This window comes from Microbacterium sp. ZXT2-5 (genome assembly GCF_055329545.1).
The window spans coordinates 32,195-45,708 of the sequence record NZ_JBUZWD010000001.1; the positions used below are offsets into that span (position 1 = coordinate 32,195).

General features: G+C 73.1%; 10 protein-coding genes. 3 read left to right on the forward strand and 7 right to left on the reverse strand.

Annotated elements, in window-relative coordinates:
* The first annotated feature begins 12 nt into the window (after positions 1–12).
* Positions 13–1,545, forward strand: a complete 1,533-nt coding sequence (locus ACZBH1_RS00170; protein ID WP_463645153.1) for a hypothetical protein — start codon at positions 13–15, stop codon at positions 1,543–1,545.
* Here the strand turns inward: ACZBH1_RS00170 and metE are convergent.
* Together metE and ACZBH1_RS00180 are read right to left on the reverse strand one after the other, a co-directional pair.
* Positions 1,542–3,872: a 5-methyltetrahydropteroyltriglutamate--homocysteine S-methyltransferase gene (gene metE, locus ACZBH1_RS00175; protein ID WP_463645154.1), complete on the reverse strand. Its 2,331-nt coding sequence runs from the start codon at positions 3,870–3,872 to the stop codon at positions 1,542–1,544. The two genes, ACZBH1_RS00170 and metE, sit on opposite strands and share 4 nt — an antisense overlap.
* A 94-nt stretch (positions 3,873–3,966) precedes the next feature.
* A complete protein-coding gene (locus tag ACZBH1_RS00180; RefSeq protein ID WP_463645155.1) occupies positions 3,967–4,929 on the reverse strand; it encodes a methylenetetrahydrofolate reductase in 963 nt (320 codons plus the stop codon).
* 269 nt (positions 4,930–5,198) lie between these two features.
* On the opposite strand from ACZBH1_RS00180, the gene ACZBH1_RS00185 reads away from it, so the two are divergent.
* Positions 5,199–7,139 carry a S9 family peptidase gene (locus tag ACZBH1_RS00185; protein WP_463645156.1) on the forward strand — a complete coding sequence of 647 codons (1,941 nt, stop codon included), beginning with the start codon at positions 5,199–5,201 and terminating at the stop codon, positions 7,137–7,139.
* Positions 7,140–7,207: 68 nt separating this feature from the next.
* Here the strand turns inward: ACZBH1_RS00185 and hflX are convergent, their stop codons facing one another.
* A complete protein-coding gene (gene hflX / locus ACZBH1_RS00190) occupies positions 7,208–8,725 on the reverse strand; it encodes a GTPase HflX (protein WP_336399024.1) in 1,518 nt (505 codons plus the stop codon).
* 157 nt (positions 8,726–8,882) lie between these two features.
* On the opposite strand from hflX, the gene ACZBH1_RS00195 reads away from it, so the two are divergent.
* A complete protein-coding gene (locus ACZBH1_RS00195; RefSeq protein ID WP_336399025.1) occupies positions 8,883–9,530 on the forward strand; it encodes a class I SAM-dependent methyltransferase in 648 nt (215 codons plus the stop codon).
* A 58-nt stretch (positions 9,531–9,588) separates the two neighbouring features.
* Here the strand turns inward: ACZBH1_RS00195 and dapF are convergent, their stop codons facing one another.
* Genes dapF through miaB form a run of 4 tightly spaced genes read right to left on the reverse strand, consistent with a single transcriptional unit; the run spans position 9,589 to position 13,457 of the window.
* On the reverse strand, positions 9,589–10,476 hold the full coding sequence (gene dapF / locus ACZBH1_RS00200) for a diaminopimelate epimerase (RefSeq protein WP_336399026.1): 888 nt from the start codon (positions 10,474–10,476) through the stop codon (positions 9,589–9,591).
* 39 nt (positions 10,477–10,515) lie between these two features.
* Positions 10,516–10,938: a GNAT family acetyltransferase gene (locus ACZBH1_RS00205; protein ID WP_336399027.1), complete on the reverse strand. Its 423-nt coding sequence runs from the start codon at positions 10,936–10,938 to the stop codon at positions 10,516–10,518.
* Positions 10,935–11,897, reverse strand: a complete 963-nt coding sequence (miaA, locus tag ACZBH1_RS00210) for a tRNA (adenosine(37)-N6)-dimethylallyltransferase MiaA (protein ID WP_463646632.1) — start codon at positions 11,895–11,897, stop codon at positions 10,935–10,937. The genes ACZBH1_RS00205 and miaA overlap by 4 nt, the downstream gene beginning before the upstream one ends.
* 9 nt (positions 11,898–11,906) lie before the next feature.
* Positions 11,907–13,457, reverse strand: a complete 1,551-nt coding sequence (miaB, locus tag ACZBH1_RS00215; RefSeq protein WP_463645157.1) for a tRNA (N6-isopentenyl adenosine(37)-C2)-methylthiotransferase MiaB — start codon at positions 13,455–13,457, stop codon at positions 11,907–11,909.
* Positions 13,458–13,514: the final 57 nt, after the last annotated feature.

A 13,514-nucleotide genomic window follows, 5' to 3' on the forward strand; every position in this document is an offset into this window, starting at 1 on the left:
TATAAGGGGGGGATGACCGACACGACCGGCATCGCCGACGCCGCCGACCTCCGCGCGCGCCTCGAGGCGCTCGAGGCGGAGAACGCCCGACTCCGCGGTGATTCCGCGCAGGGCGCCAGGACGTCGACCGAGCCGCCCGGCAGCCGCTGGCGCGCCTTCTTCTCGGCGCTGTGCATCGTCATCGCCACGATTCTGGTGCCGGTGTCGATCGTCGCCGCGTGGGCACGCGTCGAGCTGGTCGACGAGACGCGCTTCGTCGAGACGTTCGCACCGCTGGCCGACGACCCGCAGGTTCAGGCGCTGGTCGTGCAGGAGGTCACCGCGGCGATCGACGAGTCGCTGAACCTCGAGACGGTCGTGAACGATCTCTTCGACGGCATCCAGCAGCTCGATCTGCCGCCGCGCGCCCTCGCCGCCCTCGATCTGCTGCGCTCCCCCGCCGCGCAGGGCGTGCAGAACCTCGTCGACACGACCGTCACGCGCCTCGTGCAGTCGGAGGCCTTCGCCGACGTGTGGGAGACGGCTCTGCGAGCCAGTCACCGCTCGCTGCAGGCCGTCGCGGCGGGAGGTACGGCCGGCGGCGCCGTGGTGATCACCGGCGAGGGGGAGATCGGCATCCAGCTGGGCCCGATCATCGCGGAGGTGAAGGACCGCCTCGTCGACCGCGGCATCGGGATCGCCGAGCAGATCCCCGAGATCGACAGGACGATCGTGGTGGCCCAGAGCGACGCCCTCACGGTCGTCGGCACGGTCTACAACCTCGCGGTGGCCGCGGGGTGGTGGACGCCGCTGCTGGCCCTCGTCCTCTTCGTCGCGGGGATCGCCATCGCCCGGCGGCGCTCCACGGCGGTCCTGGGAACAGGCGTCGGCATCGCGGTCGGCGCGGCCGCGCTCGCGATCGCCCTGGGCGCCGGCGGCGCCGTGCTCGCGCTGAGCGGACCGAACCTCGGCGTGCCGGCCGGCGCGCTCGCCTCGATGTACGAGCAGATCACCGGCGCCATGCGCGACACCGCGGTGGTGCTGACGCTCCTCGGCGTGGTGATCGCGGTGATCGCGTGGATGTCGGGGCGCTGGCGCGGCGCTCAGGCGGCACGCCACGGGGTCGCGTCGATGAACGCCGGGATCCGGACCGCCGCCCTCCGGCGGGGCGTGGACACCGGCCGAGTCGGCTCGTGGCTCTTCGCACAGCGCGTGCTCGTCCGGGTGGTCCTCGGCGTCCTCGCGGTGCTGTGGCTGATGCTCCTGCGGCCGTTGTCGGTCGGAGAAGTCTTCCTGGTCCTGATCGTCTGGCTCCTGGTGTGGTGGGTCACCGAACTGCTGCAGCGCCGGCCGGAGGACGCCGAGGCGGCGGCCGCGACCGACGTGGTCGCGGTGCCCCCCGCCGACGGCGCCGGGCCGGCGGGCGTCACCGACGGCGACACCCTCGTCCTCGACTCCGAGGCGGACACCCTCGTGATCGACGCGGATGCCGACACCGTGGTGGTGGAGACGCCGGATGCCGCGACCGGCGGGGCCGCGGCATCCGGGACCAAGAAGCGCCGCTAGGCCGGAACGCGCGTCCGCGCCGCCCGCGTCGCCTCGACGAGGTTCCGCAGCGACGTCACCGTCTCGCCGTACCCCCGCGTCTTGAGGCCGCAGTCCGGGTTCACCCACACGCGGCGCAGCGGGAGCTCGGCGACCGCGCGGTCGAGGAGCTCCGAGATCTCGTCGACGGACGGCACGCGCGGCGAGTGGATGTCGTACACGCCCGGCCCGATGCCGGCCGCGAAGCCCGACGACGCGATGTCGCCGATCACCTCGCCGCGGCTGCGGGCGGCCTCGATGGAGGTGACGTCGGCGTCCAGTGCCGCGATCGCATCGATCACGACGTCGAACTCCGAGTAGCACAGGTGCGTGTGCACCTGCGTCGCGGGTGCCGCGCCGGCTGTGGCGAGGCGGAAGGACGCCACCGACCACGCGAGGTACGCCGGCTGGTCGGCCACCGCCAGCGGGAGCAGCTCCCGCAGCGCCGGCTCGTCGACCTGGATCACGCGGATGCCAGCGTCCTCGAGGTCCGCGATCTCGTCGCGCAGCGCGAGGGCGACCTGGTTCGCGGTCTCGGAGAGCGGCTGGTCGTCGCGGACGAACGACCAGGCGAGGATCGTCACCGGCCCGGTCAGCATGCCCTTCATCGGCTTGTCGGTGAGCGACTGGGCGAACGTCGACCACGCCACCGTGATCGGCGCCGGACGCGACACGTCACCCCACAGGATCGACGGCCGGGTCGCGCGCGAGCCGTAGGACTGCACCCAGCCGTTCTCGGTGACGGCGAATCCGTCGAGGTGCTCGGCGAAGTACTGCACCATGTCGTTGCGCTCGGCTTCGCCGTGGACGAGGACGTCCAGCCCGAGATCCTCCTGCAGGGTCACGACGCGCGCGATCTCGTCGCGGAGGAACTGCTCGTACTCCGCGGCGTCCAGCTCGCCGCGGCCGTGCCGCGCACGCGCACGCCGGATCTCGTCGGTCTGCGGGAACGATCCGATCGTCGTCGTGGGCAGCAGCGGCAGGGCCAGCTGCGCGTCCTGGGCAGCGACGCGCGTGCCGTACGCGCCGCGGTCGAAGTCGGCATCGACCAGGCCGGCCGTGCGCGCCCGCACGGCACCGTCGCGCACGCCGGGCGAGGATCGCCGGGCGGCGAGGGCGACGGATGCCTCTGTCAGCGCGTTCTCGATCGCCGCGCGTCCCTCCGCCAGACCGGTCGCGAGCGTCACGACCTGCCCCACCTTCTGGTCGGCGAACGCGAGCCACGACGCCAGACGCGGATCGAGCGCGGACTCGTCGTCGACGTCGTGCGGCACGTGCTGCAGAGAGGTCGACGTGGCGGCGGCGACAGAGCCGGCGCCGAGCGCCGCGAGGTCCGACAGACGGCCCCACGCCGCCTCCAGGTCGCCGCGCCACACGTTGCGGCCGTCGATCACGCCGCCCACGAGCGTCTTGCCGGCGAGGCCGTCCACCGCGGCCGGGACGCCGCCGCGCGTGAGGTCGACCGCGATCGCCTCGATCGGCGCCGCGCCCAGCGCCGCCCACGCCGCATCGGACAACTGCGCGTACGGGGCGGCGACGAGGAGCGACGGGCGGCCTGTGGCGGCGCCGATCACCCCGTATGCCCTGGCGGCGGCATCCGCCAACTGCGCCGTGGTCGCCGGAAGGCTCTCGCTCACGAGGGCGGGCTCGTCCAGCTGGACCCACTCCGCGCCCGCTGCCCGCAGTCCCTCGAGCAGCTCGACGTATACCGGCAGCAGGTCGTCCAGGCGGCTGAGCGGGTCGAAGCCGGCGGGCGCGGCATCCGTCGCCTTCGAAAGGGCGAGCAGCGTGACGGGACCGACCAGCACCGGCCGGACGGTGAAGCCGTCGGCCCTGGCCTCCGCCACCTGGCGGGCGAAGCGGTCGCACGACATCGCGAACGCGGTCTCGGGGCCGATCTCGGGGACGAGGTAGTGGTAGTTGGTGTCGAACCACTTCGTCATCTCGAGCGGCGCATCGTCGCCCGCGCCGCGGGCGGCCGCGAAATAGGCGTCGAGGCCGATCCGGCCGTCGTCACCGCGCCGCGCGCCGAAGCGCTCGGGCAGCGCGCCGACCGCGACGGCGGCGTCGTGCACCTGGTCGTAGAACGAGAACGACTCCGGGATCGACGAGTCGTCGCGGCCGAGGCCGAGGGCGGCCAGACGCTCGCGCGTCGCGCGGCGCAGCTCGGCCGCGGCGCGCTCGAGCGTCTGGACGTCCGTGGCTCCGGACCAGTGCGCCTCCACGGCGCGCTTCAGCTCGCGGCGGCGGCCGATGCGCGGGTAGCCGAGGATGGTGCCTCTCGGGAACTGCGGGCGAGGGTCGGACATGTGCGTCTCTCTTTCCTTCTGGGTGTGCGGCAGGGGGTTTCCGGGGTCGCCGAAGACACCGTCGGGCTCTCCGACGGAGCGCGGCGCCCGCGTGTCAGTGGACGGGATCGGGCAGCCGTGACGCCGACGGGAGCGCCCCGGCCTCGCCCAGGACCTCGAGGACCGTGTCGTGGTTGTTGAACGCGTAGAGGTGGATGCCGGGGGCCCCGCCCTCGACGACCTCACGGGCCAGCTGCGCGGCGTGGGCGACGCCCACCGCACGCTGCCCCTCGGCGGTCGGCTCGACGTCGAGCGCGACGGCCAGCTCGGCGGGCAGCTGCTCCCCCGTGAGCTCGAGCACGCGCCGCAGCCGCGCGGGCGAGGTGATGGGCATGATCCCCGGCAGGATCGGGATCGTGACGCCGGCGTCGCGCGCGCGCTGCACGAACCCGAGATAGTCCTCGGCGTGGAAGATGAGCTGCGTGATGGCCAGGGTGGCACCGGCCGCCTGCTTGGCGAGGAGCGCGTCGATGTCGCTCGATGCGTGGCGGGCCCGCGGGTGCCCGTTCGGGAAGGCGGCGACCGCGATGTCGACCCGCGGTCTCTCCGCGACGCGGACGGCGCCCGGCACGCCGGGGACGGGCGCCTCGGTGTACGGGGCCCGCTCGGCCTGCACGCAGTCGATCAGCTGCACGAGCTGTGCGGCGGATTCCAGGTCGCCGAGGAACGCGTCGTCCTCGGACGATCCGGCGGGCGGGTCGCCCCGGAGGGCGAGGAAGCTCGTGATGCCGGCATCGAGGAACTCGCGGATGAGCGAGGTCGCGCCGGCGTAGCCGTTGCCGACGCAGGTCAGGTGCGCGAGCGGCTCGACGTGCGTCTCGCGGAGGATGTGGGTCAGCAGCTCGAGGGAGCGGCCGCCGGTGGAGCCGCCGGCGCCGTACGTCACCGAGATGAACCGGGGGTCGACGGCGGCGAGGTGGCGGATCGTCTCGTGCAGTGCGGCGAAGCCCGCGTCGGAGCGCGGCGGATACACCTCGAACGAGATCGGCACGCCAGGTGTGCTCAGATCGATCGGCATGGGTCTGCTTCTCAGGTCGGGGACAGGGCTGGGCCGAACGGAAAGCCCGGGCGGCCGCGGCACCACGCTCACCGCCGCAGCGGAAGGGGTGTCATCGCGGGCGGGTGCCGGGCTCGGCTGTCGCTCCTGCCCGGTACCCCGTGGTTCGGGGCGTCCGTGAGGACGACCGGGCGACGATGCGTCCACGGTAGCGGAGGCGGGCGGCGTGCACCGTCCTGTGACCTACTGTTTCGGTCGAGCGGTGGCGGCCTTCGTCGTACCGTGGTGTCGTGACAACCACCCGCGCACTCCCCTACGGCAGCTGGCCCTCTCCGATCTCCGCCGCGTCGGTGTCCGCCGCATCGCCGCGCATCGAGGGGGCGCGGTTCGTCGGCGGCGGCAGTGCGCCCCAGGTGTGGTGGGGCGAGTCGGTCCCGGAGGAAGCCGGCCGGTCGGCGGTGCGGCGGCGCACCTCGTCCGGGTCGGTCGAGGACGTCCTCCCCGCGCCGTGGAGCGCCCGGTCGCGCGTGCACGAGTACGGCGGCGGCTCGTGGACCGCCGACGACCAGGGCGTGCTCTACTTCGTCGAGAAGGCCGACCAGCGCGTCCGCCGTCTGCGGCCGGGGTCCGAGCCGCAGCCGCTCACCCCCGACGCGGGCGATGTGCGCTACGGCGGCCTGAGCCTGCAGCGCGGACGCCTGCTCGCGGTGCGCGAGGCGCACCGCGAAGGCCGCCTGCCGCTGCGCGACATCGTCGAGATCCCGCTGGACGGATCGGGTGCGAGGGATGCCGCCCGCATCGTGTCGCTCGCGAGCGACAGCGACTTCGTGGCCCACCCCGCCCTCTCGCCCGATGGGCGGCACCTGGCGTGGATCGCGTGGGACCATCCGCACATGGCGTGGGACCGCGCCGAGCTGCGCATCGGCCGGATCGAGGACGGCGCCGTGGCGGAGTGGACGACCGTCGCCGGCGGCGACTCCTCGCCGCTGCAGCCGGTGTGGACCGCCGACGACGCCCTCCTGTTCGCCGACGACCCGTCGGGCCGCTGGAACGTGTGGCGGATGCGCCTGACCGCTGACCTCCCGCACGAGCCGGTCGCCGAGGCCGACGCCGATACCGGCGGCCCGCTGTGGGTGCTCGGCACCCGCTGGTTCGCGGCGCTGGAGGACGGCCGCATCGTCGCCGTCCGCACGAACGGGGCGGATGCACTCGTGCTGATCGGCACGGACGGCGCTGCGCACGACCTTCCCGCCGACGCCGTCACCCGCCTGTCGATCGAGGACGTCCGTGGCACACGCCTCCTGCTGTCGGGCGCCGGCTCGCGCGGAGCGGGACTGTGGGAGCTCGACGTCGACAGCCCCGACGCCCGGCGGCTGATCGTCGGAGGGGAATCACCCTGGGGTGACGAGTGGATGCCGCGCTCCCGCGCCGTCACCTTCCCCGGGCCGCACGGCCCGGTGCACGCGTTCGACTACCCGCCCCGCAATCCCGAGGCCCGCGGTCCGCAGGACGAGCGGCCGCCCTACGTCGTCTTCGTGCACGGCGGGCCGACCGACCACGTCGGCGGCGCGGCATCCGGGAAGATCGCGTACCTCACCAGCCGCGGAATCGGCGTGCTGGACGTGAACTACGGCGGCTCCACCGGCTATGGCCGCGCGTACCGCGAGCGCCTGCTCGGACAGTGGGGCGTCGTGGACGTCGACGATGTGGTCGCCGCCGCGCGAGGTCACGCCGCGGCCGGCGCGGCCGACCCGGAGCGGCTGGCGATCGCCGGCGGCTCGGCCGGCGGGTGGACGGTGCTCTGCGCGCTGACGGGCTCCGACGTCTTCGGCGCCGGCATCAGCCGCTACGGGGTGGCCGACCTCCGGCGCCTCGCGGAGGACACGCACGACTTCGAGGCGAGCTACCTCGACGGCATGGTGGGGCCGCTCCCCGACGCGGAGCACCTGTACGTCCAGCGATCGCCGCTGACGCACCTCGACCGGCTGCGGACGCCGCTGCTCATCGAGCAGGGCCTGGAGGACCGTGTGGTCCCTCCGTCGCAGTCGGAGGCGGTGCGCGACGCGCTCGCCGCCAACGGCGTCGCGCACGCGTACCTCGCGTTCGAGGGCGAGGGTCACGGGTTCCGCGGCGCCGAGACGCTGGTGCGCACCCTCGAGGCCGAGGTGGCGTTCCTCGGGCAGGTGTTCGGGTTCGAGACTCCCGGCATCCCGCCCCTCCCCCTCGACTGAGACGCGCGACGGCCCCGCACCGGACAGGGTGCGGGGCCGTGGGAGGCGTCTCGGGCGGAGGTTGCGTCTCAGACCGAGAACGGGGCGAGGCGGGCGGCGAGATGCTCGCCGACGCGGGCGTGCACGGCCGTGCCGCCCTCCTCGTGCGCCTGGGACAGGATCATCCCCTGCTCGTGGATCGCCGACACCAGGTCGCCCCGGTCGTACGGCACGAGCGCGTGCACCTCGACGGCCGGGAGCGGGAGCGCCGCTTCGATCGCGGCGCGCAGCTCGTCGACGCCCTCCCCCGTGCGGGAGGAGGCGAAGAGCGCCTGGGGCTCGAGTCCGCGCAGCACGAGGCGCGTGTCGGCGTCCACGAGATCGGCCTTGTTGAACACGACGATCTCGGGGATGTCGCGCGCACCGACGTCGCCGATCACATCGCGCACCGTCGCCAGCTGAGCGGCGGGGTCGGGGTGCGACCCGTCGACCACGTGCAGGATGACATCGGCCTGGCCGACCTCTTCCAGCGTCGAGCGGAACGCCTCGACGAGCTGGTGCGGGAGGTTCCGGACGAACCCGACCGTGTCGGTGAGCGTGTAGACCCGGCCGTCGGCCGCCTCGGCCCGGCGCACGGTGGCGTCCAGGGTCGCGAACAGGGCGTTCTCGACGAGGACGCCGGCGCTGGTCAGCCGGTTCAGCAGGCTCGACTTGCCGGCGTTGGTGTAGCCGGCGATGGCGACCGACGGCACGGTGTGCCGCTTGCGCTCGGCGCGCTTGGCGTCGCGTGCGGGCGCGAAGTCGCGGATCTGCCGGCGAAGCTGCGCCATGCGGGTGCGGATGCGCCGACGATCGAGCTCGATCTTCGTCTCACCGGGGCCGCGCGAGCCCATGCCCGCCCCGCCCGCGCCGACCTGCCCACCGGCCTGACGGCTCATCGAATCACCCCAGCCGCGCAGTCGCGGCAGGAGGTACTCGAGCTGGGCGAGCTCGACCTGGGCCTTGCCCTCGCGGCTCTTCGCGTGCTGGCTGAAGATGTCGAGGATCACGGTCGTGCGGTCGATGACCTTGACCTTGACGACGTCCTCGAGCGCACGCCGCTGGCTGGGTGCGAGCTCGGTGTCGGCGATCACCGTGTCGGCGCCAACGGCCGCCACGATGTCGCGCAGCTCCTCGGCCTTGCCCCGGCCGACGTACGTCGCGGGGTCGGGGTGGGGGCGTCGCTGGAGCACGCCGTCGAGGACGACGGCGCCCGCGGTCTCGGCGAGGGCCGCCAGCTCGCGCAGCGAGTTCTCCGCGTCCTCCGTCTCGCCCTGCGGATGGACCCCCACCAGCACGACGTTCTCGAGCCGCAGCTGCCGGTACTCGACCTCGGTGACGTCCTCGAGCTCGGTCGACAGGCCGGGGACGCGCCGCAGCGCCGCGCGCTCCTCACGGTCCCACTGCTCGCCGTCGCTGTCGCCCAGCCCGATGGTGGCCTCGTCCTGGAGCGCCTGCGCGGCTCCGAAGACGTGCACCCCCGAGCGCGCCTCGGCGCGCGCCAGCACGCGATCCACCGGGTCGACCGGCGTCTCGTCGGTGCTCTGGGGGGTTGTCGTATCCGTCATGTGTTCCTTCGTTGTGGATGGGATGCCGTTTTCCGACGCTCATCGGCCGGTTCGCGGCATCCGTGAATTCTAGTCCTCCGAGGTGGGCCTGGACAGGGAATGGCGGTCGTCCGATGCGCTCCCAGCTCGGGCAGCACCTCCGCTAGGCTCGTCACCCATGGGGAGCGACCACTACTTCAGTGCGACGCCCGCCAGCCCCGAGAATCTGCGCCGTGTCCGCGTCCGGCTCGCCGGACGCGACCTGGAGGTCACGACGGCCGGAGGCGTCTTCAGCCCCGACCACGTGGACTCCGGCACCGCGGTGCTGCTGTCGAACACGCCCCCGCCGCCCGCGGGCGGGCACTTCCTCGACCTCGGCTGCGGGTGGGGCCCGATCGCGCTCAGCCTCGCCATGGACTCCCCTCGTGCGACGGTGTGGGCCGTCGACGTGAACGAGCGGGCACTGGATCTGGTGCGCCGCAACGCGGCCGATCTCGGCCTCGAGAACGTCAACGCCGTCCTGCCCGACGATGTTCCCGATGACGTGATGTTCCGCACGATCCGGTCGAACCCGCCGATCCGCGTCGGCAAGCACGAGCTGCACGGTCTGCTCGAGCGATGGATCCCGCGGCTGGACGAGAGAGCGGATGCCTGGCTCGTCGTGCAGCGCAACCTCGGCTCGGACTCGCTCCAGCGGTGGCTCGCCGCGACGCTCGACCGGAGGTTCAGCGTGCATCGCGCGGCGACGGCGCGCGGGTTCCGCGTCCTGAAGATCCGCCGGCACGGGTCTCCCCCGAGCGAGCCCATCCGGATCCCGGAGCTCTGACAACGCGCCAGGGCTGTCCCACCGCGTCCCACCGCGTCCCGCCGTCGGCGGAGGCAGTTCAGGCGAGCGTGACCTCGCCGGAGTAGACGAGGGTCGCCGGCCCGGACAGCAGCACATGGCGCTCGCCGTCGACCTCCGGCATCCGCACCCCCAGCGTCCCGCCGGGGACGTCGACGATCCAGCGATCGGGCGCAGCCGGCCCCGCCCAGTGACGCACCGCGAGCGCCGCGGCCGCGACGCCGGTGCCGCAGCTGAGGGTCTCGCCGACGCCGCGCTCGAAGACCCGCATCCGGATGGAGCCGACGCCCTCCCGCACGAGCGGATCGCTCGGCACGACGAACTCGACGTTGGCCCCGTGCGGCGGCTCGGGCTGCAGGAGGGGCTGTGCGGCCAGGTCGAGGCCTTCCAGCTCCGTCTCGTCGGGCAGCGCGACGACCACGTGGGGGTTGCCGACGTCGATCCCGATGCCCGGGCGCGGCGCGCCGCCCCCGCGCGTGCGGACGAGCACCTCGGCGTCTTCCACGCGCCACGGGCCCAGATCCACCTCGTAGCCGCGTTCGCCGAGCGTGCCGTCGCTGCGAGTGACCGTCTTGACACCCGCCCGCGTGCCCACCGCGAGCGGTGCGTCCTCCACGTCGGCCCAGCCCACGTCCACGAGGTAGCGCACGAACACGCGCACCCCGTTGCCGCACATCTCCGCCTTGGAGCCGTCCGCGTTGCGGTAGTCCATGAACCACTCGGCGCCGGAGGCGGCTGCCTGGGCGCCCTCGGCGATCGCGTTCGCGCGCACGACCCGAAGGATGCCGTCGCCGCCGATGCCGAACCGGCGGTCGCACAGCACGGCGACCTGGTCGTCGGTGAGATCGAGCGCGCCGTCGGGGTCGGGGACGATCACGAAGTCGTTGCCGGTGCCGTGGCCCTTGGTGAACGCGATCGTCTGCGGCATCGTCCCAGTCTAGGGTCGCGACGATGCGCGACCGCCGCCTCAGTCGGCGATGAGGCGCTTGCCCGTCGCCCAGATCTCGAACGGCTCGTAGTCGAGGGAGTCGTAGAACCCGCGCGCCACGCCGTTCTCGGGCCGCACCATGAGCTGCACCTTCGGGCACCCCATCGCCAGCAGCCGATCCTCGGCCTCGCCGACCAATCGCCTGCCGATCCCCTCGCCGCGACGCTCGGGCGCGCTCGCGAGGTAGTACAGCCACCCCCGGTGCCCGTCGTAGCCGGCCATCACCGACCCCACCACAGCGCGCTCGTCGACAGCGACCAGGAACAGCTCCGGCTGCACCGAGAGCTTGCGGCTGATGTCCTGGTACGGGTTGTTCCAGGGCCTCGTCAGCCCGGTGGCCTGCCAGAGCGACACGACGTCCTCCGTGTCGGCGACGTCGAAGGGGCGGATGGCGATCGTCATGGCATCGAGTCTGCCAGGGACGAGGCATCCGTCGACGGTTCGACCCAGAGGACGCCCTCGTAGCGCTTGAACCACGACACCTGCCGGCGGGCGTACCGCCGGGTGAGCGCCTGCGTCTCGGCGATCGCCTCCGCCTGGGTCATCTCGCCCGCCAGCTGGGCGAGGGCCTGCGCGTAGCCGATGGCGCGCCGGGCGGTGACTCCTCGATCGAGTCCCTGCGTGCGCAGCCGCGCCACCTCGTCCACGATGCCGTCGCGCCACATCGCCTCGACGCGCAGGTCCAGTCGCCGCACGAGCTCGTCGCGGGGCACCGCGACGCCGACGATCCGCGTTCGGTCGTGCCACAGCGTGGGCGCCTCGGGAAGCGCGGCCCCGTGGGTGCGCTCGCCGAGCTCGAGCACTTCGAGCGCGCGCACGATGCGGCGTCCGTTGCGGGGGTCGATCCGCTCGGCGGTCGCCGGGTCGAGCATGCGCAGGCGGGCGAACAGGGCGCCCGGTCCGTGGGCGTCGAGCTCCGTCTCCAGTCGTGCGCGGACGTCGGCGTCGCGCGGCGGGAATCGGAAGTCGAACAGCAGGCTCGACACGTACAGACCCGATCCGCCGACGAGCACGGCGTCCGCGCCCCGCCGGTGGATGTCGGCGATCACCTCGCGCGCCGCCTCCTGGTACCACGCCACCGCCGCCTCCTGGGTGACCTCCAGCACGTCGAAGAGATGATGACGGATGCCGCGCCGCTGCGTCTCAGGCAGCTTGGCGGTCCCGATGTCCATGCCCCGGTACAGCTGCATCGCGTCGGCGTTGACGATCTCGGCGGGGCGGCCGCGCTCCGCGAGCGCCTCGGCCAGGTCGAGCGAGAGCGCGGTCTTGCCGGTCCCGGTCGCGCCGACGACGGCCCACAGGCGCGGCGCCGCGGCCGGGCGCGGCGCCGCAGTCGGGCGCTCCCCCGCCTCGGAGGTCACCACGTCGTGTCAGACGCCGATGCGCAGCGTCGGCAGGCCGAGGGACACCGCCCGCGGTGCTCCGGCGTCGCCCGCCGGTGCCGGGATGCCGCACGACTCGGCCTGCGCCCGGTCCCACGCATCGCCGGACCGCGTGCGGCGGATGCGCAGCGGCGCGCCGTCCGGGGCGTCGGCGAGGAGGTGGAACGGCGCCGCGTGCGTCACGACGACGGTCACGACGTCGCCGGGGCGGGGCGTCTGGGACCCGGCCGGCACCTCGAAGTGCACGAGGCGGTTGTCTTCGGCGCGTCCGGTCAGGCGGTGGGTCTCTGCGTCCTTCTTGCCTTCACCGGTCGAAACGAGCACGTGGACCTCGCGGCCGACCTGCTTCTGGTTCTCTTCGAGCGAGATCCGCTCCTGCAGCGCGATGAGGCGCTCGTAGCGCTGCTGCACGACCTCCTTGGGCACCTGGTCGGGCATGGTCGCCGCCGGCGTGCCCTCGCGGATGGAGTACTGGAAGGTGAACGCGCTGGCGAACCGGGCCTGCTCGACGACGCGCATCGTGTCTTCGAAGTCTTCGTCGGTCTCGCCGGGGAAGCCGACGATGATGTCGGTGGAGATCGCGGCGTCGGGCATCTTGGCACGGACGCGGTCGAGGATGCCGAGGAACCGGTCGCTGCGGTAGGACCTGCGCATCGCCTTGAGGATGCGGTCGCTGCCGGACTGCAGCGGCATGTGCAGCTGCGGCATCACGGCAGCGGTCTCTGCCATCGCGTCGATGACGTCGTCGGTGAAGGCCGCCGGGTGCGGGCTCGTGAAGCGGATCCGCTCGAGGCCCGGGATCTCGCCGGCAGCGCGCAGGAGCTTGCCGAATGCCTGGCGGTCACCGAACTCGACGCCGTACGAGTTGACGTTCTGCCCCAGGAGGGTGACCTCCATGGCGCCGTCGTCGACGAGCAGGCGGATCTCGTTCAGGATGTCGCCGGGCCGGCGGTCCTTCTCCTTGCCGCGCAGGCTGGGCACGATGCAGAACGTGCAGGTGTTGTTGCAGCCGACCGAGATCGACACCCAGCCGCTGTAGACGCTGTCGCGCTTGGTCGGGAGGGTCGACGGGAAGATCTCGAGCGCCTCGAGGATCTCGAGCTCGGCCTCGCCGTTGTGGCGGGCGCGCTCGAGCAGGCTGGGGAGCGAGCCCATGTTGTGCGTGCCGAACACGACGTCGACCCACGGCGCCTTCTGCTGGACGACGTCCTTGTCCATCTGCGCGAGGCAGCCGCCGACGGCGATCTGCATGCCCTCGTGCTTGTCCTTGCGGGACTTGAGGTGGCCGAGCGTGCCGTACAGCTTGCCGGCGGCGTTGTCGCGCACCGCGCACGTGTTGATCACGACGACGTCGGCGTCCTCGCCCGCCTCGGCGCGGACGTAGCCCGCGCTCTCGAGCGAGCCGGAGAGGCGCTCGGAGTCGTGCACGTTCATCTGGCAGCCGAAGGTGCGCACCTCGTAGGTGCGGGCGCGGCCGTCGACGTCGTGCGCAGCCGCGGACGGCGCGATGAGAGTCGGGGTTGCGGAGGGCGAAGACATGATCACGCCATTCTACGAGCCGTGCCGGTGAGCGGACGGCGGGGCGCGGACGGTTCG